The 25,742-nt window shown below is 42.0% G+C and carries 24 protein-coding genes; 20 read left to right on the top strand and 4 right to left on the bottom strand.

Going from position 1 to position 25,742, the window contains the following annotated elements:
* Nucleotides 1–371: 371 nt before the first annotated feature.
* From VB732_RS04600 to VB732_RS04610, 3 genes are all read left to right on the top strand, one after another.
* Nucleotides 372–788 (top strand): hypothetical protein, encoded by a 417-nt coding sequence (locus VB732_RS04600; RefSeq protein WP_323229667.1) that lies wholly within the window; start codon nucleotides 372–374, stop codon nucleotides 786–788.
* Nucleotides 789–821: 33 nt separating this feature from the next.
* Nucleotides 822–1,100 carry a hypothetical protein gene (locus tag VB732_RS04605; protein ID WP_323229668.1) on the top strand — a complete coding sequence of 93 codons (279 nt, stop codon included), beginning with the start codon at nucleotides 822–824 and terminating at the stop codon, nucleotides 1,098–1,100.
* 82 nt (nucleotides 1,101–1,182) lie between these two features.
* Nucleotides 1,183–1,533: a hypothetical protein gene (locus tag VB732_RS04610; protein WP_323229669.1), complete on the top strand. Its 351-nt coding sequence runs from the start codon at nucleotides 1,183–1,185 to the stop codon at nucleotides 1,531–1,533.
* A 2-nt stretch (nucleotides 1,534–1,535) separates the two neighbouring features.
* Here VB732_RS04610 and VB732_RS04615 read toward each other — a convergent pair whose 3' ends face one another.
* Nucleotides 1,536–1,862 (bottom strand): hypothetical protein, encoded by a 327-nt coding sequence (locus VB732_RS04615; protein ID WP_323229670.1) that lies wholly within the window; start codon nucleotides 1,860–1,862, stop codon nucleotides 1,536–1,538.
* A gap of 344 nt (nucleotides 1,863–2,206) precedes the next feature.
* On the opposite strand from VB732_RS04615, the gene VB732_RS04620 reads away from it, so the two are divergent.
* Together VB732_RS04620 and VB732_RS04625 are read left to right on the top strand one after the other, a co-directional pair.
* Entirely contained in the window at nucleotides 2,207–2,686 is a 480-nt protein-coding gene (locus tag VB732_RS04620; protein WP_323229671.1) for a hypothetical protein, read from the top strand.
* Nucleotides 2,679–2,873: a hypothetical protein gene (locus VB732_RS04625; protein ID WP_199331162.1), complete on the top strand. Its 195-nt coding sequence runs from the start codon at nucleotides 2,679–2,681 to the stop codon at nucleotides 2,871–2,873. The genes VB732_RS04620 and VB732_RS04625 overlap by 8 nt, the downstream gene beginning before the upstream one ends.
* Before the next feature lie 136 nt (nucleotides 2,874–3,009).
* On the opposite strand, the gene VB732_RS04630 is transcribed toward VB732_RS04625, so the two are convergent.
* The gene (locus VB732_RS04630; protein WP_323229674.1) at nucleotides 3,010–3,888 is read right to left on the bottom strand and encodes a hypothetical protein; all 879 of its coding nucleotides are present in this window, start codon (nucleotides 3,886–3,888) and stop codon (nucleotides 3,010–3,012) included.
* 216 nt (nucleotides 3,889–4,104) lie between these two features.
* On the opposite strand from VB732_RS04630, the gene VB732_RS04635 reads away from it, so the two are divergent.
* Both VB732_RS04635 and VB732_RS04640 read left to right on the top strand, forming a co-directional pair.
* Nucleotides 4,105–6,147, top strand: coding sequence for a hypothetical protein (locus VB732_RS04635; RefSeq protein WP_323229675.1), 2,043 nt, complete (start codon nucleotides 4,105–4,107; stop codon nucleotides 6,145–6,147).
* Between the two features lie 22 nt (nucleotides 6,148–6,169).
* Entirely contained in the window at nucleotides 6,170–6,805 is a 636-nt protein-coding gene (locus tag VB732_RS04640) for a hypothetical protein (protein ID WP_323229676.1), read from the top strand.
* A 51-nt stretch (nucleotides 6,806–6,856) separates the two neighbouring features.
* On the opposite strand, the gene VB732_RS04645 is transcribed toward VB732_RS04640, so the two are convergent.
* Nucleotides 6,857–7,264 (bottom strand): four helix bundle protein, encoded by a 408-nt coding sequence (locus tag VB732_RS04645; protein ID WP_221704384.1) that lies wholly within the window; start codon nucleotides 7,262–7,264, stop codon nucleotides 6,857–6,859.
* A gap of 142 nt (nucleotides 7,265–7,406) precedes the next feature.
* On the opposite strand from VB732_RS04645, the gene VB732_RS04650 reads away from it, so the two are divergent.
* From VB732_RS04650 to VB732_RS04690, 9 genes are all read left to right on the top strand, one after another.
* Entirely contained in the window at nucleotides 7,407–10,754 is a 3,348-nt protein-coding gene (locus VB732_RS04650) for a hypothetical protein (RefSeq protein WP_323229677.1), read from the top strand.
* 33 nt (nucleotides 10,755–10,787) lie between these two features.
* The gene (locus VB732_RS04655) at nucleotides 10,788–11,606 is read left to right on the top strand and encodes a hypothetical protein (RefSeq protein WP_323229678.1); all 819 of its coding nucleotides are present in this window, start codon (nucleotides 10,788–10,790) and stop codon (nucleotides 11,604–11,606) included.
* A gap of 335 nt (nucleotides 11,607–11,941) precedes the next feature.
* Nucleotides 11,942–13,060, top strand: coding sequence for a hypothetical protein (locus VB732_RS04660; RefSeq protein WP_323229679.1), 1,119 nt, complete (start codon nucleotides 11,942–11,944; stop codon nucleotides 13,058–13,060).
* Nucleotides 13,061–13,152: 92 nt separating this feature from the next.
* A complete protein-coding gene (locus VB732_RS04665) occupies nucleotides 13,153–13,884 on the top strand; it encodes a hypothetical protein (protein ID WP_323229680.1) in 732 nt (243 codons plus the stop codon).
* Between the two features lie 17 nt (nucleotides 13,885–13,901).
* Nucleotides 13,902–15,530: a TrbI/VirB10 family protein gene (locus VB732_RS04670; protein WP_323229681.1), complete on the top strand. Its 1,629-nt coding sequence runs from the start codon at nucleotides 13,902–13,904 to the stop codon at nucleotides 15,528–15,530.
* Nucleotides 15,527–16,297, top strand: a complete 771-nt coding sequence (locus tag VB732_RS04675) for a hypothetical protein (RefSeq protein ID WP_323229682.1) — start codon at nucleotides 15,527–15,529, stop codon at nucleotides 16,295–16,297. Before VB732_RS04670 ends, VB732_RS04675 begins: the two co-directional genes overlap by 4 nt.
* Nucleotides 16,298–16,403: 106 nt before the next feature.
* Nucleotides 16,404–16,571 carry a hypothetical protein gene (locus VB732_RS04680; protein ID WP_323229683.1) on the top strand — a complete coding sequence of 56 codons (168 nt, stop codon included), beginning with the start codon at nucleotides 16,404–16,406 and terminating at the stop codon, nucleotides 16,569–16,571.
* An 81-nt stretch (nucleotides 16,572–16,652) separates the two neighbouring features.
* Nucleotides 16,653–17,669 (top strand): TaqI-like C-terminal specificity domain-containing protein, encoded by a 1,017-nt coding sequence (locus VB732_RS04685; protein ID WP_323229684.1) that lies wholly within the window; start codon nucleotides 16,653–16,655, stop codon nucleotides 17,667–17,669.
* Complete coding sequence (locus tag VB732_RS04690) at nucleotides 17,666–19,099, top strand: AAA family ATPase (RefSeq protein WP_323229685.1); 1,434 nt, start codon at nucleotides 17,666–17,668, stop codon at nucleotides 19,097–19,099. The genes VB732_RS04685 and VB732_RS04690 overlap by 4 nt, the downstream gene beginning before the upstream one ends.
* Nucleotides 19,100–19,344: 245 nt before the next feature.
* Here VB732_RS04690 and VB732_RS04695 read toward each other — a convergent pair whose 3' ends face one another.
* Nucleotides 19,345–22,041: an ATP-binding protein gene (locus VB732_RS04695; protein WP_323229686.1), complete on the bottom strand. Its 2,697-nt coding sequence runs from the start codon at nucleotides 22,039–22,041 to the stop codon at nucleotides 19,345–19,347.
* A gap of 223 nt (nucleotides 22,042–22,264) precedes the next feature.
* Here VB732_RS04695 and VB732_RS04700 point away from each other — a divergent pair, with 223 nt between their 5' ends.
* The 4 genes from VB732_RS04700 to VB732_RS04715 all read left to right on the top strand — a co-directional run bounded on the left by VB732_RS04700 (nucleotide 22,265) and on the right by VB732_RS04715 (nucleotide 25,737).
* On the top strand, nucleotides 22,265–22,495 hold the full coding sequence (locus tag VB732_RS04700; protein ID WP_323229831.1) for a phosphotransferase: 231 nt from the start codon (nucleotides 22,265–22,267) through the stop codon (nucleotides 22,493–22,495).
* A 27-nt stretch (nucleotides 22,496–22,522) separates the two neighbouring features.
* A complete protein-coding gene (locus VB732_RS04705; RefSeq protein WP_323229687.1) occupies nucleotides 22,523–22,669 on the top strand; it encodes a hypothetical protein in 147 nt (48 codons plus the stop codon).
* A 6-nt stretch (nucleotides 22,670–22,675) separates the two neighbouring features.
* A complete protein-coding gene (locus VB732_RS04710) occupies nucleotides 22,676–24,172 on the top strand; it encodes an ATP-dependent DNA helicase (RefSeq protein WP_323229688.1) in 1,497 nt (498 codons plus the stop codon).
* A 488-nt stretch (nucleotides 24,173–24,660) separates the two neighbouring features.
* On the top strand, nucleotides 24,661–25,737 hold the full coding sequence (locus VB732_RS04715; protein WP_323229689.1) for a hypothetical protein: 1,077 nt from the start codon (nucleotides 24,661–24,663) through the stop codon (nucleotides 25,735–25,737).
* Nucleotides 25,738–25,742 lie beyond the last annotated feature (5 nt).

The raw sequence follows: 25,742 nt of genomic DNA on the forward strand, positions 1-25,742 counted from the left end.
TTCTTAAAAATTATTGATTTTAGAGTAGCTTTTATTTGATATATTAAAGATATTTTCAAACCGAAGTAAAGCCCATAAAAATGGTGTATCAAATAAAGGATATTTGCAGATGTGGCTCAGGTATGGCGTTGCTCAAGAAAAACCTTAGTCTCAATTGAAGATGTTAGCCTGAGAAAACTCAGCTAATGTGTCCCTAATGTGGTCATGAGTTGACAGCAAAAAAGAGCTATGAATTTATCAAACTTATCATTAGAATTGAAGTTGGCTATTTGCGTGATTGCAGCCCAAGCCTATGCATAAATAATAGACAGTTTTTATCAATTTAAACAGGTTATCAATAATGTTTGCATCGATATTCAAGGAAATTATTAATGACTTTATCTACTTTACCTATAGAATTTGAGTTAGCAGCAGCAAAAATCTTATCTACTCATTATCCACACTCTCGATTTAAATTAACAGCAGAAATTGATAAAGGTTTTTTAAAAATTGATTTTCAAGGCTACTTTACTGAAAGTTCTGATCCTAAAAACCGTCCTTATTCTAATCCTATTAATGAGTTTTATCGAAATAAAAAGATTGATTTTCGGCTGTTTTGGTCTGGTGAACATCTAGCGTTATCGGGCTGGTGGAGAACTGCAATTCTATCGCTTGAGTACACTCCCATACGGCAAGAGTGGTTGAATGAAGATGGGGAGGAAATTTCTCGTCCCTATCCAGACGGTGATAAGTTTGAGGCAATTGCTAATTCTTTGTACCCAATCTTACAACAGTATTTTCCTATTTGAAGATTACGTTTAAAAAGAAGAGCAGATTTACAAATGATAGTTGCTAAAATAAATAAGTTAATAATTTCTTCCAAAATAAAAAATTACTTTTCTATTAAAAAGCTAATTCACTTAATAGAAGCGCGGATAGTGGAATTAGATGAAAATCTAGAATTAACCACTGAAGATATTTTTGAGATTGTGTGCCTAGAATATCACCTAAATGCTGATTTTATAGAACAAGAGCTAAGTTGTAAATGTCCATTTGCATTAGCTGGCTTTTTAAGTGAGTTAGAACAGACAGAAATTTCTGATTATTTAACATTTGATTAATTTATTACCTCTTTTATAAAGTAAAATAAACAATAAGCTTTTGACCACCGACACAGAGACTTAATAACTATTAATTTTAACTATGAACCGCTCGGAAATAGCTCGGAAGATTGTTAAAGAATGTGGTATTGAGCTAACCGAAAAACAAGAACAGTATGTTATTGCTTATCCTTTTTCGCCTGATGTCTTCCCCGTTGCCATAGGTGACGATGGAGGCATTGTTTTTTATGAATGTGAAGTGGCCATTACTAGAGTTGGTGATTTAATTCAAGTCGGTCATAGATACGATACTGCTGATGAAGATAATATGTTAGTTAAGTCAATGGAATTAAAGAGGTATACAGCCTCTTTTAGATGGTACATAACTGTAGTTGATTCTGATGGTTATGAGTGGCCGATGTTAGTTTGGGAATTTAAACGTATTTCCTTTTAATCTTAGGATTCTTTTTCCCCGATAGCCTTAACTAACATACAAACTTCTTTATGTCCTTGTACTGCTTGCTCCCAAGTTGAATATCTCCTGAATTGACCATTGTGTTCACCTCCAAAAACCATAGTTTCAAAAAGCTGTGGCTCTTGATTAGGGAAATTGGAATAATCCTTTCCTAGAAAGATTGTAGAGACTTTTCCCCAAGAAAAAACACTTAAATCTACTTGTAGATTATTATCATCTTTCCGCCACTTAGACCACTGCTCAAGAGTTGTTGGAGTAATAGGCTGTTGATTTTCATCTAGTATATAAAGACCATCTAGCATATCCATATAATTCCTTACCATAGCTAATAAACTTAAGAAACACAGCTACTTTACCGAAAGCTTTGATCCGAAAAACAGTCTTTATTCTAATCCTATCAATGAAATGTATCAAAATCAGAAGATTGATTTTCGGCTATTTTGGAGGAGTGAACATCTAGCGTTATCGATCTGATGGAGAAATGCAATTCTATCAAAACAGTTTAGTTTGCACTTCATGACAGCTTCGCCATTTCTACCCCAAGAAGGATAATTGAGACGAGCGATGCCTACGGCAGGCTGCGGTACGAAGAGGGACAAAAAGTAAGCAGTTTGTTCTATTATTGGGTAGACAAGTCTAGTCAAGTCTAGTCATGAGCCGACCACAATTAAACATCAAATTTGATGGAGAGGGCGAGAAAGAACTACTTGAGGCTGTAAAGGCACGAGCGCAGGATGAGCGTATTTCTCTTAAAGAATTTGTGTTGGATGCGTTGAAGAATCGTCTAACAGTTCCTTTGCTTGTTCAATCTACCCAAGCTAAACCAACTATTAGCAAGGTAGAGGTGGATGAGTTGAAACGGCGTATAGCTAATAATCAGATAGGCTTAATGGGGGAAATTAGGAAGGACAGAGATCAGATTGCAACTCTTGCAGCAGCGATCGCTCTGATTGAATCGCGTCTGGATGTTCTTGACCCTCCTACTTTAGCAGTAGGTGAAGATAGTCAGGCTAGACAGTCTAGACATGGATGGGAAGAAGACTGTGAACCAGGAAACAGAGCTTGGGACACCTGGGGAAGTGATGCTATTGAGTTCTTAGATACAGTCAGATGGGGTGATGCTGATGGGTGAAATTAACGATTTGCGATTTACTGCTACACCAGAAGACTTGGCCAGATGGGAGTGGTTTTTTAAGGAAATGGAGAAACGCGGACTGATAACCATTTTTGAAAAATCTAACCAGTATGCAAATCGTGGCGACTCGAAGCTAAAGCGGCAATATTTCAAAGTCAAACTAAATGTAGACAATTCTGAGTAGTACTTGTGTAGGCGTAGCCCGCACTTCTCTTCTTAGGCTGCGCCAACGAAAAGGCATCGCTTTTCTTAGTGTGCGCGTTTCCATATTGTTCTAGTAAACTTTACTAGAACAATATGGGTTGGAGTTGGGTTTATGTTTATTCCTTGCTCTCATCGTCGAAACTCCATAACAGCACTTCAATTTCTCGCTGCAATGCCTCAATACGCCTACGGGTTGCTAACCCTTGTATTGCTACGTTGTATGCCAAGGTGTCAGGCTTCCCTAGATGCATGGTTTTAACCTTGCCGCTTTTCTGGTAGTCCTTGCCTTGGCTTAACCAGAACGCTTTTTGCTTGTCGTTCATCTTTGCCGGGAACACTGGGTAATGACTCCACAATTTCCAGTATTCATAGCAGCCGTAGAGTTTTTTCACTTTGTAAGTGCTGAGGTAGCAACCAGCTGGGGGTACAAATCCACTGCTCTCTAGTTCTCGTACCTCAGCCCGCAGCTGGTCAAGTCGTTGGCGGCGCTCCTGAGACTTGACCTTTCTAAATTCTTCTGCCTTATTTCTAATCTCGTTTCTGTAAGCAGCAGCAATATTTTCAGGCGCAGGCGTGGGCATCACAGCATCTCTGTACATAGCCCAAATTTCCAAGTTCACCTTTTGGAAATCATGCCACCCATCGATAGTTAAATCTTGAATCAGCTGTAGTTTGTAGCGCCAGTCATTAAGTGTTGGTTCCCAATACTCAATCATGGCTTGTTTTATACCTTCCAAGTTTTCAGGCTCATCTACTAACAACCACGCGATCCGAACATCGGACATCGCCGCGAGATGACTGTATTGACTATTGGCAATCCACTTTTGATTTAGATTGAGTGTGGAATCTATATACAGTATTTTGTTGTCTGCCTCTATGCAGAAGTAGACTGCTGGCACGGTTGGAAGTGTCGCCCGATTTCCTAATGGGACAGATGGTAGTGAGAGAGGATCAATCCCACCTGGGGGTGGTAATGGTTGTGTTGTACTGTTCATCTCACAGTTGGTAGTAGACTAAATTGTTCTAGTAAACTTTACTAGAACATTATAGGATAGGCGCAAATTCCTTAATCCTTAAGAGGATATTTGTTCATAAAACTGCTAACTGTCAACATTAGCCAACTGGACAACTTATAAATCGCCATTTGGTCTAGCTATTTCTAGATCAAGCCTTGTTAGGCTAACTGCTAAGGCAATCAGCTTTGAGTACCTATGGCTACCAAAACACTGACCAAACCTAAGCAAAGACAAAATTCTCAAAATCGCTCATGGGAAAACCTGACAGATCGCCGCAAACTCCGCCATATTGAAAACACATTGGATAAAGCGATCGCATCCTCAATTCAGGATGATTCTATCCAGTCCCACGAGGACTTTAAAGCCTATGTAGAAAACTACAGCCAGGAATCGGGTAAAGCCCCCATTACAGTAGAACTCTGTGTTGGAGGTGGGGATGATGACGAGATTAGAGGCTATCGCTTCTACCTCACCAACGATCCGAACCACAGAACTAGTGGCAAATACCTGATTAAAAACCTCGAAGGAATTACCAGCAAAGATGAAAACTACTTCACCCCTTCTAACATTGCTGAAATTTGCGGTTTTGCTGAAACAGAACTAGACGATCTCGATGATGAATTAGAAGATGACCTGCTCGATTTAGATGAAGAAAATGAAGAAATAGATGATACAAACGACGAACTAGACGACCTATTAAATGACGATTTCAACACCGAACTTGATGACCTAGATGACTTAGGTGAAGAAGACGAGCCATCTGTTAGTCGTGTTAGCGCAGCCCATAAAACTCAAGCCAAAATTTCAACTAAAACCCAAAGTAAGTCTCAGCCTAAAACACAACCTAAAACTCAGGACAGAGTTAATACCAATAAAACTGCTGCCAAAAACTCCAAATCCAGAGAGCCTCTAGACGAAGCTTCGCGTTTAAGTGCCACAGCTGCCACCAATGGACGAGAAGTGAATGGGGTGAATTTGGCAGGCTTAACAGGACAACTGGCATCTCTAGGAATTGCGGTAGGACAAGGTGTTTTGGAGCAGCTAGCAGCTGAGGCTGATGAAAAGCGGCTTGAACGAATTCTCAAAGAACTGCAACAGCAGAATGACCGCGTAGATAACATAGCCAGTCGCTTGCAAGAAGCAAAGCCGGACTCACCAGAGTCTCAAAAGTCTCAAGATTTTCAAACTGTATCTGAAAAATCAGCCGCAGACAATCCACTGGCTGTAGCTGCTACCAAAATCGGCTCGAAAGTAGATAATCTTGGTGACAAACTAGACCCCAAATACCAATCTCAACCATTTGAATTAAATAAGGATGCCAGTGTCAGCGAACAGCTTGATCAAATTGAAGCCTACCTGAAAGTTCTTTCCAAGCGACTTGACCGTTTAGAAATGGTAATTAGCCGATTGGAAAAACAGATGGCAGCACCACAAAATAATTCTACTGTTGTCGAGTCAGAAACTGATGCAGATATTGTCCAACCTAACTCTGCTAACCAGCCACCAGCAGACGTTGACATTTTAGAACATCTAACGAAACGCCAAGCACAGCAACAGCAAGCTGCTTGTGCTGATGCTTTAGTTGGATTTGCCAAAGTTGCTGGTGAGTTATTTGACCAATCACCCCAAGCAGGTATCGCCATTTCCAGTAACAAAACTTTATGGGTAGAAGCACAGGACAAGCAGGTAGCGATGCCTGCGGCGGGCGTAGCCATCGCCTTAGAAAATACCCAAGGTGAAACACTCTTTGCTGGTACTCGCACTCAGGGACAGTGGGCGATCGCACAAGACAATCTTAGCCCTGATGAAAAGACGGGCATCTGCAAACTGCCACAGTCGAAAGAAGAATACGCCCTCAAAGCCAGTACCCAAGCATTAATTCAAAAATTTCAAGAACAACTACCTAACCGATTTAACAGCAATGATGAACCGACATTCACCTGGACTGAAAAAGGCAAAGTCAAGTACGAATTTGAAGTAGTAAAACTGCCCAATGATACACGGCTACTTCAAGGATTTAACCCTAATCGTAACGATGAACAAGTGCTTGATGCCGTTTTAGTACCAGGGCAGCCCCCAGAGATTTTGCAGTGTAGCATCCCCCTGCGTGAGATAGAAACGCTACTGGACAATCAGCAATCAACTCGCTCTACCCAAGCCCAGACTGATAAAGATACTGCAAGGCAACGCCAGAAACAAACTCAAAGAAAAGCCAGCAAACCAGAAATGCAAGTTTAATTCTACAAACGAGAAGAGAAAAATGAACAACACAAAATCTCACATTTCTCAGTTAAAATTGCTGTCATCTCGTAAATTTTCAACCAACTTGAGAAACCTGAAAATCAACCGCACTGACTTACTTTTCATTTTACTATGTCTTGCGATTGGAATTTATTTGTTAGCGACCAAACCCATATTCGTCACTATTTTGGGATGTGCCACCATTGTTTTCTTGAGTATTGGGTATGTAATTCGGACAGTACCAATTTTAGAAAAGTATTTAGGTAGAAAAATTCGCTTTTGGCATATTGTTGCCGTCATTATCACTGTTACCGCTTTACTCGATACCTTTACAACTCCAGCCCAAGCTATTTTCTTAAGTGGGTTGGAAAGCTTCTTCAACAATTTAGCTCAACAAAGTTCCCAAGCCGGAGGCGGTTCTACTAGCACTTTGGATGCCAACGTTGTTGGTTTAACATTTAACCTCATCCGAGGTGCATTCTTGCTGCTGGTTGCTGCTGCTTCTCTATTTGCCTATAACCAAGCACAGCAAGGTAACGACTGGCGACCGATTGTTACTCAAGTTGGTTTAGCGTTCTCCATCGTAATTGCCATTGATGTCATCACTTTCATATTTGTCGGTAATGGCGCAGGAACAACATCAGCCATCAGGTAAACCCTCACTGGGAGCAGGGGATGCAGGGGACGCAGGGGGAGCAGGGGGGGATTAGTGATTTCTCAACCAAGGTGATGGATTATTAATCATATTCACCAGACCAGATAAAACTTGGTTGTAATTTGCATAAATTTCTCGTCCTAATTCTACATTCATGTAGTTGCATTTGACAGCAAATTCAATCCAGGTTTGAGTTTCGGCAGCTTCTGCTTGTCTACGACACGCTCCGCGAACGCAATCATTTAATTTAGCGATAAAAGCTGCTTCATAACGCCGTTTTCTCCATGCTTCTGCCATATTTGCACACACAGAACGTGATGATCTACGAATTTGATCAGTTAACGAATATCTTTCCTCGACAGGGAACTTCTTTGATAACTCAAAAATTTTCATTGCTGCTTCAAAGGCAATTTTATAAATTCCCAAATCTTTATGATCTTTGATTGCTTCTTTATTCATTGTTTTGCCTCCCCTGCTTCCGAAGCCTCCCCTGCCTCCCCTGCTCTCTTCACCATAATCTCACTTTTTTGCGTTGCTCCCCCCTCACTTGTCACTTCTTGGTTGACTGACTACTAATGCAGCACTAGAGAATTACACAAATATGGCACAAGACAATCGAGAATTCATCAAAGTCAATCGGATTCTAGGTAAGCAAGCCAGCATTGGGCCAATTCCGGCTGAACAGTTACTTCCTTGGATTGCCATCATTGTAGTTTGCTATGTTCTCACCAATGGTTTACTCAGTTTGGGTATGGGTTGGTTCTTTGCCACCTCATTCTGGCTAATTATCAGTTGGTGGATTCTCACAGGCAAACAGCCCCATCAGTTTTTAGATCGATGGCGTAATCCACCGGGAACAGAGTGGTGCAATAGTAACAGCATTTACATCTCACCGATTCCCGAATATCGACCCTGGTGGGTGCGTCGGCGTTACGCAGACTCGCAAGTACAAATCCGATTCAAGCCGCTGATTGTACCGAATCAATATGGAGGCAAAAGTAAGCTCATGCCCTTCCAAAATGAGGTAAACATCTGCTGTATTGCAGAAATTAAGAAAGATGATCGTGAAGTGGCTGCCCTGTTATTGGATAAAGGCAACTCTCAGTATCAACTCGTGTTTGGGTTTCGCATCGCTGGACTGCATGACATACTGCATGAAAATGAGGTTAGCGAATTTGCCCGCTCTATCGAAGAGGGTTTGAAAGAACTACCTCCCGGTGAAAAAATTACTTTTTGTACAGGCTGTTATAGTGATGATACTAAGTCATATTTCCTACAGACAGACTCTACCAGGGGAGTCCCGCACAAACGCCAAACCCCGCTTACTGCCTTAGCAGACGATTGCCACTTGAAACCAGTTTCTGTGCTGCTTCGCAACGAGCAATTGCGGGTGGAACAACTCAAGGAAGCAGGTTCTCGCCAAATCTGGAACCAAATCGCCTTCTGTACTTGGACGAGCGATGATGAAGCTGGTTCACAGCAAAAGGATTTTGTGGGTGGACTGATTGAAAAATTCAGAAAATTTGGCTCTTGGGCAGTTGAACTGATTACAGGAAACAAACGCATTTACCAAGAGGAGTTTTTCAAAAAGCTCTTACTGCAAGGGTTTCAGCAAGGATTTATCCAGTGGGAATTGCTGCTCAATACCAAAATTGGCTTAGAAGTAACACCTTGCAATGCTACAGATTTGTGGCAGTGGCTTTGGAATCGATTTAATGAGGGTGCAGCACCTCCTATTCCCCAAGTCATTACACTCAAGGAGACTGAGACGGGACTGGAGTTAACAGAAACCCTAACCACCGATAAGCACATCTGTACATTACTGATTGAAGGACAACAGGGACGTTCCGCTTGTCCCGAACATCGGGGAGATAATGACCGAGTTTACCTCACAGGTAAAAGCAAGGTTTGTGGAGTCATGGTTGTAACAGATCCCCCCGTCGGCTGGTCTAATGCCCAAGAACAGCTAAAGTGGGTCTGGAAAATCCTTGCTTCTAGCTACGTCCACGATACAGAAGCTTGGATTGAAATCAGCCGCAGCAATGACTTCTTAATCCAAGACAACCTAGCGCGTCAGGCAAAACAATCCAAAACAGCCCGCACTTTAGCCATAACCAAAGGACAGGGACGGGACGTTGGAGCGGAAATCAAACAGGAGGAATCCTTTGAAGCCCAACGACGACTTTATGAAGGCACGAAAGCATTGCACTGTGCGCCTGTATTTTTAGTTTATCGTCACAGTGCCCAAGAGTTAACCCACGCTTGCAACTTGTTAGCTAACAGTTTTGAGACTGCCAAAGTAATTCGAGAGCGTAATATTGCTTGGGAAATTTGGCTGCAAACCCTGCCGATTACCTGCAAATGGTTGCTGCACGGAGGCAATCTCAGCGAACGCAGAATAACTTTAGATACCCATACTGTGGCTGGAATCATGCCCCTAACTGTCCCCAAGGACATTGATAAACAAGGTGTGGAATTCCTTACCAGTCGTGGTGGTAAGCCTATTTATGTAGACTTATTTCACCAGCAGATTGGACGCGCTCTAATTACAGGTACTTCCGGCTCAGGAAAGAGCGTTTTGGGATGGCGCTTTGCTCTAGAGGCATTAGCGAACAATATTCCCGTAGTTGGTATGGATATCTCTGCCAGTGGTAACAGCACTTTCAAGACGGCAATTGAACTTTTGGGCGAGCAAGGAGCATATTACGATATTTCCAGTGGTAGCAGTAACCTACTGGAACCGCCAGATTTGCGACGGTTCGACAAGTCAGAACGGGAACGGCGCATGGAATCGTGGAAAGATTTTATTCGCAAAGCATTAACAGCGATCGCAATGGGTAAAGTCACAAACCCCCATTTAGCTCAACGGGTTGATGCTTTACTAGTGAAAGCTTTGGATGTATTTTTAAAAGACGCAGAAATTATTACTCGCTACAACCAAGCCTTTGAGATGGGTTGGCTTTCACCAGAATGGCAGCAGATACCCACGCTACCAGATTTTGTCAAGTTCTGCACTAGAGAGCGCCTCAATCTGAGATCCTTTGAAGACATTGACCGACAGGCACTCAACCAAATCCAAAATCAGGTTAGCGCTTTACTAGCATCTAGGTTGGGGAAAGCGATCGCTCGTCCCAGCACTTTTTCCCCATTACCGGCGATTAAATTCTTTGCCCTCAGTGGATTGAGTAACGAACAGGATGCTTACTTGATGGCAATTAACGCCCATAGTGCCTGTATCCGTAATGCCCTATCCTATCCTCAGAGTTTGTTTATTGGCGATGAGCTTTCCGTATTGTTACGTAAAGATGGCTTTGCCCAGATTATAGGTGAAACCTGTGCCACGGGAAGGAAAGAAGGCATTGCTGTTCTGCTGATGTCCCAAGACCCGGATACCATTTGCGAGTGTTCAACAGGCGCTCAAATTATGCAGAACATGACCTACCGGATTACCGGACGTATTACCAGTAGCGGTATTGCTTCTTTCCAACAGTATCTGGGCTATCCCGTCAATATTATCAGTCAGAATGCTACTGAAGCATTTTTGCCCCGTACCAGCGACCTTTATTCTTGTTGGCTAGTAGAAACAGGTGGTAGATTCTGGCGTACCCGCTTTTACCCTGGAGAAATGATGCTGGCCAGTGTTGCCAATAACCAGGATGAACGGGAAGCACGAGAACGGGTGATGGCTCAGTATCCAGATACCGCTAAAGGCAACCTGTTAGGACTGAGAGCATTTACAGATGCTTACATTCCTGCTTTGAAGGAAAACAGAGGCTTTAAGCATATTGGCAAAGAGATAGATCAAACCCCAGTATTGCGCGATTGGTTACGCCCAACCGTAAGTCCTGCGGACAGGCCCCACCAAAGCGGAGCATCTCTGCAAGGAGAAGGCGATCGCCAAGAGAATAACGATGGCCAACAGGCTGAAAGTAGCCTGATTGCAAGTTGATATATCTAAAAACTGCATTAAGGAAGGTGAATCATGAAATCTAAACTTACCTTTATCAGATTGATAGCACTGATTTTAATTTTTGAACTTGGTTCTATCGCCAGTCCAGCCCTTGCTCGCACTCAAGACAACGGTCGAGATCCGGTAGCTGCTGCTGTTAGTAATAAAACTACTGGTAGTAGTATTTTCACCTCAGACACAGCATCTCAAATCAGTGATTTTGTGGGAGATGTCAAAAATTTCGCTCAAAATGACCTATTTAATCCTCTTGGCAATTTGCTCAATTCTGCCTTGGGTGCAATTCAAATTCCAGATTTAAACAAAGTTTTGGCAGGAATCATGAACGGTTCTGCCAACAACGATCCTGGAGCGGTGCTGTCTGAAACTTTGGAGAACAAAACCAATGGTCAAAGCTCTTATGGTATCCGTGAAGACCTTGGTAAATATGCTACTAGAACAGTTGCCACAGAGATCGCTAATCAGGCTACTTTGAGCCAAACAGCCCAAAGTCAGATGGCTCAAATTAAGCAAGCTACTCAACAAGATACTCAAGAAAACGTCAGCTTGGGTGAGGAATCCCAAAGTTTAGATGTCACCCAACAGATTTTGCAAAACCTATCTCAACAGACTGCCCTTACCAGTCGTGTCAACGAGCGGATGCTTATTGAAGCCCAGCAAGCACGCATTGACAGGGCATTGAGTAACACCTTAACCGCTCAAACAGCCAAGGAACTTTCAGCCATCAATACTGCCGATCGCCGTAAGAGTGTTGCCGCAGGTAATGCTGCAACTCAACAGGCGGGGTTATTGATCATGCCTGGTGGCATTACCCTTGGTTCTGACAAGCAGTAGCTACGAATTGGAATCTTAGAGCTAGTACCGCCGTGAAGTCAAAAGTCAAAAAGCTGATTAATCAACCTTTTTAGCTATTTTGTAGCAAGTTTTAAGAGTAGGGGCATGGTTGGTTTATTTATGCCGTGCTGTACTAGTTCTAAGTAATTAATTAGACATTGTAAATCAATTACAACTTACGCAAAACCTTCCATTTCTTCGTGTCTTCCCTTCTCTACGAGAGGCTGTGCCCCAAGCAAAGCTATGCCGCAGGCTTTATGGGACGCTCCGCAAACTCATTTCTTATCCGTAAGTCCTGTCAATTTTAGCTGCGATCGCTAACGCTTTCGACACTCATGATCCACATTATTGCTCAATCATTTCCAGTAACAGGCGGAGAATCCAATGCCCTAGAAATTATCTCCAGTTCTTTAGAACTTTCTCGTGCCACAGTTGAGTCGTGGAATACCGTCTGGCTAGTTACTTTAGATCCGCTCGGTTCGGCATTATGGATTGGCTTGATTAAATTGGGCATCACCTTGGGAGCTGCTAGCATCTTATTTGTAGCGCTGACTACTGGCAAGGAAATCATTGAAAAGCAATCATGGTCAGAACTGGCATCAATCTTTGTTTGGCCCATCGTAATTATGATTTTCTTGGGGGCCAACGGCAATATGCTGGCGAAGACAATTACTGTTATCCGAGGCTTCGCTTACAACCAAGTGCAAAGCGTTCTTCAGCTTCAAGTTGGTGAACTAACATTTCGAGATGCTATTACCAATGTGGCAATTAGCAGTATCGCTAGACAACAGCTAGAAAACCTCTATAGCGAATGTCAAGGAAAAGTCGGTACAGAGTTAGTTGAATGCTGGAACTCAAAGCAAGCCCAGGCACAGGCAATTGTTACCAAAGCTGAAGAGCAAGCTAAATCTCCACTCCAACCACTACGAGATTTTGGTAGTTTTCTCTGGAATAGAACTTTACCTGGTCAAATTGGTACTGCTGTTCAGTTTACCAATGATCCAGGTAGTGTGTTTCGAGATACTGCCATCCCCATTATTCGCTTTATCCTGTATGCCCTGCAATGGGGCTTTGTAAATATTTTGGAAGCTGCTCTGCTGCTAACAGCATTATTTGCACCGATCGCAGTTGGTTTATCTTTACTGCCATTACAAGGTCGTCCTATTTGGGCGTGGCTGACAGGGTTTATTTCCTTGTTTGGTGTTCAACTTGGTTACAACATTTTAGTAGGTTTAGCAGCCGTCGTGCTGGTGAAGTCGGGCGCTGAATTAGCATCTGATGTAGCATTTTTATGTTTCCTGAGCATCTTTGCACCAGTTTTGGCGGTATTGATAGCTGGAGGTGGGGGAATGGCAATCTATAACGGCATTTCTGCCAATGTCAAAGGCTTAACCGATATTTTTAGCAGTGCCATTGGAACTGCAACCAGTATTGCTCTACTCCGCAGGGGGTAATACCAATTTTGGATTTTAGATTTTAGATTAAAAACCTTTAACACAAGGCTGTTCGGTGGATTTTCAAACAATACTACTTATGCCAATTTGGTATGACTCTGCAAATTAAACGACTTCAAGCTCCATTGCTTCCAGAAGCCAAAAACCTCCTAGCTGTTTGCTTTATCTGCCTAACTGCATTTAACGGTCTGATATTTTTGTTGACTCTATTCACCGCTTTCAGGGTCAATAAAATCGCCGATCGCAAGACGACTTTTGCCCAGTTGGTAAATGGCGAGACAATCTACATTTCCGAGCAAGATCGCAACTGGCGTTATCCAGCTGTAATTCAAAAAGTAGTTAGTGACTGGACAACCCTAACATTTAACTGGGATGACAAACTCACTGGCACTAATCAACCAGACCAAGGCATTCAAGTTGGTAGAAATGGGCGGATTCCCACAAATACTTGGTTTGCTTCCCTGCTACTAGAACCGGAATTTGCCAAAGCTTCTCTACCGAAGATTGCCGAATTAATTCCTACTAGCTTCTTTTCAGGTCAACTGCGTAGCACCACTATTATTTCCTATCTGTCAGAACCGAGAGCAGTACGACCTGGGGAATGGGAAATAGACATGATTGCTACCCGCATTTTAGTTGACCGCACAACTGGTAGAGATGAACGTATTCCTTTTAACCGCACCTTTACCGTCCAAGCAGTGGAGATTCCCCGATCTCCTTTGGGTAAAGATGCCCCCCTGGTAGAACAGAAAATTTATGAAGTGCGATCGTCTGGACTGCAAATTACCAAGATGGTTGAGTTCAATTCTCAGCAACGACGCTAAAGGAAAAAGGTAGAATTATGACCAATTCAAATCAAAATCATGAATTTGACTACCTAAACGAAAACTCTGCTGATTCTTCGCCGGAATTCAACAGTACTAACGGCAATCATCGCTCTACCCAAGCCACTTTGGTCGCTGATGATGATATTAGCCTTGAAGAGGAGCAGTTGTTGGCAGGTTATAACCCTACCGCAAATCACCTCATTTCTGAAGAATATCGCTTGAAACAAGATGCAGAAGGAGCGGTAGAGCGACCGTTAGCAGAAAAACCTAGTGTTCGACTAGGTTCAGTAGTTGCCTTAGTGGGAATCGTTATTGGCTCTGTAGCACTGATCTGGTTTGGATTTCTCCAACCGAAACCTCCTGTCAAACAAGTAGTCCAAACCCCTACTACATCTCCAAAAGACGAACCAGTTTTAGATGAATCTGCCGAACTGAAAAGCAGATTAGCCTTTCAAGACCAACGGCAACAACTCAAAGTGGAACCTGTTGCAGCTAAATCCCCAAGTCCAACCTTACAAAATAAACCCAAACCAACGCCATCTCCTCAGACTTTTTCACCGCGCACAACTCCTACATCACGCATAACACCAATAACTCCTGTAAGAATTTCTCAACCTGCGCCCCCAGTAGTGCGGTATATTTCTCCAAATCCTGTTAGATATCAAGCTTCAACACCAATACGACAGCCTAAAAGTAATGTCGATCCTTTCCAGCAGTGGAGCCAACTAGCTAGCCTGGGACAGTCGCAAATCGGTAACTCTAAAGTAGCTGAAACTCAGTCAGAAGTTGCTGTTAACACTCAAACTCCAACAGGCTCGAAACCAACAGCTAGGGCATCCATTTCCACTCCCGAAGACCCTGGTATTCAAACAGTTTTAATTGGCTCCAAAAGCACTGACAGTAAAACTGATAACTTGACTCCAGGAATGGTAGGTATCCTCAATCGCACACCTGTAGCTCCAGCCGATCTCAATGTAAATGAAACTAAAGAGGTAGCACTGGGTACATCTGCTCCAGGTAGAATTATCATGCCGATGATTTGGGATCAGGGAGGGAATAATCCCAGCGATCGCTTTGCTATCGAGTTAACCAAACCTCTCACAGCCACAGATGGCACAGTGGCACTCCCGGCTGGAACTGTTTTAGTAACGAAAACAGTGGCAGTAGGTAAAAAGAATAACTTGGTATCTGCTAGTGCGATCGCGCTTATTTACCCTGACTCCCAAGGCACAGTCAAACAGGAAACTATTCCGGCTGAAACTCTGTTAATTCGCGGTCGAGGACAGCAACCGTTAATTGCTAAAAAGCTGAATGATGTGGGGACAGATATTGCCCAACAAGATTTGTTAGTTGGATTACTCAGTAGTTTGGGTAAAGTGGGAAGCATAGTGAATCAGCCCCGCACTCAATCTAGCACTGTTGTTTCTAGTGGCACTTTTAACCAAAGTACTATTACTAGTAACTCTAATCCTCAGATTTGGGCGGCGGCGCTAGAAGGCTTTTTTAGTCCAGTCAGTGAACGTCTGTCTAGACGCTCTGACCAAGCAGTGCAAGAATTACTACAACGTCCAAATATCCAGTTTTTACCTGAAGGTACAGAAGTCTCGGTTGTCGTCAATAGTTTTTTAAAAGTTGAACGATGAAACAATTTGCTACTCTTATCATCGGCACTAGCACATTACTGCTCAGTGTGACAGCGCCTGTTGTACAGGCACAAGCACAAACTCCTACATATCGCTTGATTGAACGGGATATGGCTGCAAGCAATAGGATTCAGGTTCAAATTACTCCAGGACGTGCTACACCTATTAGCTTCACTCAAACCGACGAGGCGATCGCCTACATTTTGGTAGCAGATCCTTCACGACTGGTCTACACCACAGATACAGATTTAAAAAACGGACGCGCCACAACCATCTTTCTGAGGGCAATCCAACCACTAAAGTTTCCAGGGGCTACCACCACTGCCATTACTAACTTACTTGTCCAAACTGTAGACAAAACGGGACAAAAGCGACTTTACAACTTCGATATCGTTCCAATGCGTAGAAACACTGGGTATGTTGGTATTCAGATTGCAAATGCGATCGCCTCCGGCACTGCGCCAAGACGCGGAGCGGCTTCTGAAAGTAGCGCGATCGCTGGTCAGCAGACACTATTAATAGATAAAAATCGCAGAGCGAGAGTAGATGATATTGAAACCGGGCTGAGAATTGCTATTAATCGGGGTTACACCAACAAAAGCGATCCAGTTGTTCCTAAAGTGCAGCAAGTTTTATCTCTGTTGCGAAATAGCAGAGTCACAATAAAAGAAGCAGCTACATCTGTTGGTGTTCCAGTTGAGGTTATTTCTGAATTAGGAAGAATCGCCTTAAATGACCGTCTACTCAGACTAGGACAGCAGCGCTAGAGGTGATGCACAGGGGAAAATAGAAAGGAAGTCAACAACTCTAAAATAGTTGATATACTGCTCACGGGTAAAAACTGAACTTCTGTCATACTGAACAGAATGACAAATGGCAAAACTAGACATTTCTAATGCGTTTGCGATCGCAGGACAATCACAAATTTTTCTCCCACCAGTCCAACATTGTTTGTCACCTTTAGCACCGAATCTCAATTCCTGTACCGTATATGCTGTGCTTTATCCAGAATCCTTTATGAGCAAGCTTTTTGAGACTTAACGGGAAAAGTCAGGTTAATGAAAAGGCACGCTACCACTAATGTTTGGATTTATTGTAAAGGATATTGTATTGGAGGCGGATATGGAAACTATGAGAATGTCTTTGGGTGAATATATGAATTTGGGCGAATATGTGAATGGGAAAATTTATCACGGTATCAAAACAGGTTTCAATGAAGCTTTTGTTATTGATGGAATTAAACGCGCTGAACTGGTAGCCAAAGATCCGAAAAGTGCAGAAATTATCAAGCCTTTAGCAGTAACTGAGGACGTGCGGAAGTGGCACATTCGGGAAAATGATAAATGGCTGATTTTTACGAGAAGAGGAATCAACATTAATCACTATCCTGCTATTAAGGAACATCTAGAGCAATGGAGAGAAGATTTAACCCACAAGCAAAGTAGTTCAAATGTAAAAGGCAGAAAAACTGGACGATATCAGTGGTATGAAATCCCAGATGATGTTGACTACTATCAAGCTTTTGAAGCGCCGAAAATAATCTATCCTGATATTGCAAAAGAATCTCGCTTTGCTTTTGATACAAAAAAATACTATCTGGGAAATACAATTTATTTTATTGCTAAGAACGATCTATTTTTAATCGCAATACTAAACTCATCAATTGTATGGAGTTATTGCAGGGAAAATTTAAGTGTTTTAAGCGGAGCATTACGTTTTTCCCGTCAGGTTGTAGAAAAAATTCCTATCCCCACTGCCACCGAACCACAGCACAAAGCAATAGAAACCCTAGTTAGCTATGTCCTGTATCTCTCAGAACAACTCAAAGACATACCCAGTCATGGCGAAAAGCTCATGGAAGTCGCAGACGACAAACTGATGCTGAGTTATTTTGAGCAAATTATTGATGCAGTAGTGATAGAGCTATATTTACCCGACGAGCTCCATGCCCACGATAAACAATTTATGCGTCATCTCCTACAGGAGAACTTGCAAAGCCTAGACAAAATTCAAGGCGATAAAATGCAAGCACTCCGCGAAATCTTTCGACGGTTGTTTGACAGAGAGCATCCAATCCGTGTAAGTATATTCTTTTTGGATAGCGTACCTGTCGTGCGTACAATTCGAGGAGTTGCATGAAAATCACGAAAATCGAACTGAAGAACTTTCGAGCTTTCTATGGGGAACACACAATCGACTTAAGTAAGAAAGGTAAAAATCTACTCATTTATGGTGAAAATGGCAGTGGTAAGTCTTCCCTACTCAAAGCAATTGAGCTATTCATCGATTCTCATGTACGCGACATCCAATTCTCTCAACATCGCAACTTTTTTGTAACTGATGCTGATGGTGGCTATGTCAAAATCTCTATGCGCTCTAGCGAACGCGACCCCGAAATCACTTACGAATGGTCGGATATCACCCGCGAAACCCATGTTCCTGTCGTCATCGAAGCCTCAAAAACAAAGGGGAGTCTGGATTACAAATCTCTCTTAGAAATTTACTTTCCTCATATCAAAGATAGCGAAGTTGACCTGTTTTACCTATTAATAAAAACTATCCTCAGCAACAGCACAAATAATCTTACAGGCAAACGTTTTAGTGAAGAATGGGCAGAAATTGAGCAAAGCGTCCCTCGCAGCAGAAAGCATACTCGCAAAATACAAGAACTACAAAACAGCCTCGATGACTTCAATTATGGTCTGAGTACTACCCTAAATCTTCTTAAAAACGAAGCAGCGAATATTCTCGAACGCTTTGGTTATCCTGTTCTTCTCGACTTCGACTTTCAGGGAGTCACTCCCGATCTAGAAAATAAATGCTTAAAAGGTAATGAAGTTATTCTGCGTGTTGACTTCCTTAACACTAAGTTTCCCTTAGCTCATCAGTTTCTTAACGAAGCCAAACTATCAGCAATCTCGCTTGCGATTTACTTAGCTGCTTTGCGAGTCAATCCAAGTAGCGCTCTAAAAGTCTTGGTACTTGATGACGTGTTGATTGGCTTAGATATGTCTAACCGTTTGCCTATCATCGACATACTAAAAGACCAGTTTAACGATTACCAAGTCTTCTTGATGACCTACGATAAAGAGTGGTACGAAATCCTGAAGCGATATTTTCCTTCTTGGAAAACTATTGAACTATATGCAGGACAAGGCAGCGATTACGAAATGCCAGTCCTTGTCGAAAACAAAAAATATCTCGACAAAGCCAAAGCCTATTTGCAAGGGAATGACCACAAAGCGGCTGCAATTTACTTACGTACAGCTTTTGAGGTCAAAATCAAATGGTTTTGCGAAAAAATGAATATTGCCATCAAGTATCGTGAAAAACCAAAAGACCTCAGTACTAACGACTTTTGGGAACCCATCAAGAATGCTAAAAACTCAGATGGTACTCCAAAATATATTAACGAAGATTTAGTGTTTCATGTTGAACTTTATCGCAGTTTTATCATGAATCCCCTCAGTCATGCTCAACTTGCGATCGCACCAAGACAAGAAATTCAAGACGCAATAGATACTGTCGAACGTTTAGAACAAGCCCTTGATGCAATCGTAATGGTTTAAGTACTACTTGGAGTACGTTGTGGTAAATGAAACCGTTCATCATGGTGAGAATCAAATTGCCATTTTCACCTAGAACAAGCCCTTGATGCAATCGTAATGCTTTAAGTACTAGTTAGAGTACGTTGTGGTAAATGAAACCGTTCATCATGGTGAGAATCAAATTGCCATTTTCACCATGCTTTCACCAAAAATTGCTGATTCTGCTTTAGTTGCCAAACTCTACCGAAGAACGTAACATGGAGTAATTAGGTTTTTAACGTTTCAACCACCTTGTTCACGAGTTCCATTGGATCAATTGGCTTGGCAATAAAAAGTTGAAACCCTGCTTTTAAAATACGTTGCTCATTTTTGGCTTCAGCAAAAGCAGTGAGAGCGATCGCTGGAATCTGTCCCCCTTGCTCTATATTGCGGGAGCGAACCTGACGAATTAAGGTAAAGCCATCCTCATCTGGCATACTGATATCACTAATCAGTAGAGCAGGCGATTGGTGTTCTAAAAGTGCCAGTGCTTCTTTTACTGATGCTGCCACTAATACATCTGCCCCGGCGCTCTGGAGGACAGTCTGCATTAACATCCGAGCATCTGCATCGTCATCCACAACCAGAATGCACAAGTTCTGCAACTGGGCAATTTTCTGATTGCCATGCAGCAATTCTCCTACAACTAGTTCCTCATTACTCAACTGCGTTGTCATTGTCACGATAGGTAGCCTCACCGTGAATGTTGAACCCTTGCCGAATCCCGCGCTGGCTGCTGTGATATTGCCATTGTGGAGTTGTACTATGTAATGAGCGATCGCAAGTCCTAGCCCTAATCCACCAGCAGAACGAGTAGTGGAAGCGTCACGCTGACTAAACCGTTCAAAGACGAATGGTATAAATTCTGCTTCTATGCCTCTCCCTCGATCAATAACAGTAATCTGAGCTTGAGACTCAACTTGTTCCAACCTGACTTCTACAGTTTCATTCTTGGAACTAAACTTGATTGCATTTGAAAGCAAATTCCAAACCACCTGTTGTAAACGAATGGCATCACCTAAAACGTTGGACACAGCATCAAGATGTAACTTAATTTGAATGCCCTTTGTTTCGGCTGACAATCGAATAGTATCTGCTGCTGACCGAATTACACTTGCTAGGTCAAGAGGTTCGATTTCTAAATTCATCTCGCCCTTCTGCATCCTAGCCAGATCCAGCAAATCGTCAATTAAGCGAACTTGTAGACGGGCATTCCGCTCAATCGTTTCCAATCCCTCAATTTTCAGTGCTTCATCCATCTCAGATTCAGTTAGCAATAGTTGCGCCCAGCCGTGGAGATTATGCATGGGAGTACGTAATTCATGAGACAAAACAGCGACGAATTCATCCTTTACTCGATTTATTTCTGCCAGTTCCTCAGTCTTTTGTCTCAGTTCTTCCTCTACACGCTTTTGTTCGGTGATATCAATGCCGATTAAAAATGCGGCTTTGTTCTGGTCATATTTTTGAGCCACAATTAAATAGCTACGATCTGCGCTTATGGATTTCAACTCATATAATGCTTCAGATTGATCTCCAGCAAAGAAATTTTGCACGAACTCACGAAACCCATTACCACTAGCTAAGAAGCCAATATCCTGACCAACAAAAGCTTCGGGAGGCAAATTAAAACTATCAGCTAAGTGCTTGTTGACACCTAGATAGCATAAATCTGAACTGACCCAAGATACAATTCCAGGCACAGCCTCAAGTACAGTCTGCAACTGATCTCTAGCAGCTTGCAATTTTCTTTCTGCTTGGTTGCGCTGGGTAATATCTAGAAATATACTTACACACCCCCGCACTTTTCCATCTTCATCAAATAAAGGGGCAGCATACTGCGACAGGTTAATCCTCACACCATCATCACGAACCACCTCAATCTCAGAATCCAGTATTTCCACACCATGAGTGGTAGCATATTGCATGGCCAGTTCTTCTGGAGCTAGTTCTCTGCCTGACTGGTAAACTTTAAAGTTAGTTGGACGTTCATCATTAGGAGCGCTGAGAGAGGCATTTGCGTCAACAGGTATGCCCAGCAGTTTAGCAAGAGCCGGATTAGCTCGAATAGTTCGGCATTCTGGATCTTCTGCAATGCCAATGCCAGTTGGAATCACCTCTAACAAAGTTTGTAGTTCTTTAACTCGTCGATTTAAAGCTTGGTTTAACTTGATAATTTTTGCTTCTGCTTGTTTGCGGTTCGTGACGTTTTGGAAGATTGCCAAGCCAGTCATAATTTTGCTATTTTCATCTTTGACTGGAAAAGTTTGTATTAGATAAACTTGATTGTTATAAGGAATTTCAATACACATTGGAGTACCCTGTAAGGTACTACGGTAAGCTGGTTCTATCAGTTCGTAAGTCTCAGGGAGAACAGTTTCGTGCAGCGTTTTACCTTGGAACTCTTCTTTTGGTAAACCAAAGATTTGCAGTTCTGTACCCTCAGCACCCATAAAGCGCATATCTCGATCAAAGAGAAAAACTACTCCATTAGGTAGATTTTGGGTTAATGTTCGGTATAGTTCTTCACCTTGACGGAGTGAACGCTGACTCTGTAATAAATCTTTTAGATTGATTTGGGCTTCTGTTTTATCAGAATCTGACTGCTGTTTGCTTGACTGGAAGTTAGCAGTTAGCGCACTGATTAATAGACCCTCGATAACAAATAATACAAATTCCAGACTATCAAGAGTAGAAGATGGATTTGTAAAAAAGTAATGACTAGCTAAAGCAGCCAAAAACATTGATGTCAATCCTGAAATGATGCTACCGTACCAAGTACTTATAGAGATAGCAATCAGCCACAAGCTGAAAGAACTTGTGATTCCAGTTAGATGCTCTAGTCCCAACTTGACTAGCAAGGTTACTCCCACACTGAAAAATGCAATCCTGTAGGGCAGGTATTTTTGTTTGATGAATAACATAGAGATGGGAGCAACGCTCCAAAGTGAGGCCGGATAAAAAACGAGCGATGTCTACGGCGGGTCACGCCTATGCTAAAAACTATTTTCAGTATATTAAAATATTAGGTATATTAAAACACGTATTAATGCGTAGTAAGATTTACTAGGTCTAATGTATGGTGACGAGCGCGAAAATTTGTAATGACAAGAATTAGCAAAACACCTGCTCAACATCTCGGAGACGATCTGGCAGAGGTGGCATAACTGGCTAGACGATGACACGTACTGGCCTGTACATTCTGCACTCATCCACGGTGACTTACACCCAGGACACATCTTGGTTGACCAGAACTACCGAGTGACTGGATTACTGGATTGGACAGAAGCCTCGGTTGCCAACCCAGCAACAGACTTCGCTCTTTACTACGCCATTTTTGGTGAATCCGCACTCTCTCATCTACTTCAGCAGTACTAACAGTCTGGGGGTCAAGTTTGGCCTCGAATGCACGATCACATCGTCGAATTGTATTGTGCCTACCCTGTCATGATTGCAATGTTCGTACTGCGAACAGGTGAAAAATCTTACATAGAACTAGCACAGATGATGCTGTCCACACATGAACAGCAAATTGTTGGTTTGGGATATTGATTGCTGATGATGCCGAATGGATATGGAAACATATTCATCAAACCAGAAGGAATGTTGTTTTTCGGAGAAGTAAAACCAACAGCTATCGCTGCATTGAGTGGATCAATTAATGGAATTAGCGAAGCGATGATGATCCAAACACTTCCTACTTTCGCTGCAACAGGTTCTTTTCCATTTCAACTAACCCAGCAGCAGCAAAAAGCTTTAGATGCAATGTGGACATTTATACAGCCAACTGTGATGGCTGCTTTCTTTCTGCTGGTTGGCTATGCTGGAACCGGCAAGTCAACTATTGTTTTCCAACTAATTAAAGTTCTTGTCGCTACGGGTAAGCGAGTTGTACTGACTGCACCCACTAATAAAGCTGTAGGTGTGCTGCAACGCATGGCGGCAGAAAATGGCGTAACTGGGGTAGAATTCTTCACCATTCACCAGTTGTTAGGACTGGGTATGGTAACTAGAGGTAAAGAGAAAGTACTTGACCAAACTGGGCCTTCTTACATCAATCTATTTGATGTTGTCTTTATTGATGAATGTTCCATGATTGGCAAACAACTCTGGCGCTGGATTGAGGATGTTGCTAACCAATCATCCACCTGGACAAAAATCAAAATTATTCTCATGGGCGATCCAGCACAGTTAAATCCAGTTAATGAAGGAAAATCCCCTAGTTTTCAAGTGCCAGATAAAGCAGTATTGACTCAAGTTGTGCGTCAAGGAGCTGGTAGCCCTTTGTTAGAGTTTGTCACTGCTTCTCGCTATGCAGTCACCAAAAGCAAGTTTCCTTTTGAGCCTTATGCCAAATATCTACCTGATAAAAGTAATGGGGCGCTGATGGTTAAACGTCAAACTTTGCTGCATTATGCCTGCAAAAAGATGAAGAGAGAATTTGCTCAAAACCCAGATTGTTTCCGAATTTTGTCCTGGACTAATACTCAAGTTGACTTTTACAATCAGCAGATTCGCACACATTTATATGGTGAAAATATCAATCGGTTTATTCCAGGAGAGAGATTAATCACCAGAGATCCTGTGATGGCTCCTGATGGTAAAACTACGATTCTTTCTACATCTACAGAGTTTACTGTTTTAGATGTCTTTGGCGATCGTTACAACAACTATGATACTTGGAGGTTGAAGGTAGAGACAGATGAGGGGATTGTGCGTCAGTTCTATGTTTTGCATGAAGATGAGCAAAAACAATTTGACCAAGAAACCAAACGCTTACTCAAAAGTGCCAAGCGTAATCCCTTTCTGTGGAAGCAGTACTACAAACATTCAGAGCAGTTTGCCAACATCAGAAACTGCTTTGCATTAACTGTTCATAATAGCCAAGGTAGCACTTTCTTAGAAGCGGGTATTGATGGTAAAGATTTGAGTAAGCGACTTTATCCAGAACGAGGAGATGACAGTAAGGCAGTACTGGCCAAGATTAGAGAGTTTAATCGTTTGTACTATGTTTCTAGCTCACGCGCTAGACAACGGATATTAGTTATCCGGTGATAATGGTGTATGGGAATCTCGACACAAAATTTCGATTAATCATTCGTGAACAATGAGAACCCCAATTTAGCTAAATTGGGGTTCTGTGCCTTGTGCTTTTCACAAATCAAATAAGCTAATGAGCATTTAAGTTGCATGAAAGCAGGGCTTAAGCCCTTACTACAAGCGAATAAATCGGGAAAAATAAATGACGATTAGCTTATGATTGCTAGATTATGAAATAGATAATGTCTTATGAAACATTTGCTCACTTTAAGAACTGGTTACTAACTATAGAAAGACTGTCTTTTTTTTACAATATTTCTGCTAGTAATCTGATTTTAGCAGCTTTTTAGTCTCAAATTATTTTTAAAATTACAATCAAATTTAACTATGTTTAGTAAGCAGCTAAATGATTTTTATGAATAAAAATATAGCCTAAATTAGTGGCAAAAAGGTAAAGCTTACGCTTTATTTACTGAGGGTAAAAATTATTATTCCTAGTAAATGTGGTACAAGCAGTGATTACACATTCAAGCGAAACCTTTCTAAAAGACGCTGTTGTTGAAAGATATAACTTCTCTAAGCTGAATAAAACTCGCATCCGTTTCAAGATTCAGTTAAAAAAGACAACTAAGAGTAATGCTCCAAAATGGACAGATGTTCTCAAATATTCTCAAGATGAACAAGAATCTGACTTAGTGAAGGTTACAACCTCAGAAGTTGGTTTAAAGGGCATCAAAGTTTTCAAAGCTTTAGACGAAGCAGCAAACCAATTAAGGCAAGAAATTGCTTCAGTCCAAGAATGGATGAATTATGACAATGGTGATTGGATTTGTTCTATAGACTTAGCGCCATTGGTCTGGAATCAACTAATCGAAATTCGAGATAATATTGCACCTGTTTTACGCACTCAACTGAAAGAAGAGTATGAAAAGGGGTACACCGACTATCAAGAACGTATTGATAAATTTCTCTCACTCAATGCTTGGCAGTTATCTGTAGAACAACAACAAGAAGTTAAGCAGAACTTAGCCAAAGCTTTTCCCTGTTTAGAGGAACTAGAGGACTATTTACAAGTAGTAATTGGTCGTCCTGTCATTATTCCCGCCATCAGTGAACAATTGTCAGAGAAACAAGCTGAATGCTTAGGGCAAATAAGTCGGTTTATCGAACAGTATGACAGAAATTTAGAACAAACACTGAGGGAATCAGCGATCGCAGGAGGCGAACAACTAGCAGCCCAGTTGCTCGAAGATTTGAGCAATTGGGAACCAGGACGCAAGCCGGTCAACTTCAAGAAGAAGATGGAACGCCATTTCAAGAAAGTCCAAATGCTTTTGGCTAACGCCAGTTTTGAAGCAGGTAGCAGCCTTGGACAAATGATGGCTCATCTAGAAAATGTTCTCGAAAACGCTTCTGTGGATGCTAAAAAGCTGGATTCACAAGGGCGTTCTCAGTTACAGGAAAAAATGGATGAAATTTGCTCCAAGCTTTTGGATGAACAACGCCATCTCCAACGATTAGCAAGTGATGAGGGTATGGGCTTAACCAAAGCTACAGCGATGTCTCTCAAACTTCGCTAGAAAAA

Source organism: Nostoc sp. UHCC 0252, assembly GCF_034931145.1.
Classification (GTDB): Bacteria; Cyanobacteriota; Cyanobacteriia; order Cyanobacteriales; family Nostocaceae; genus Nostoc.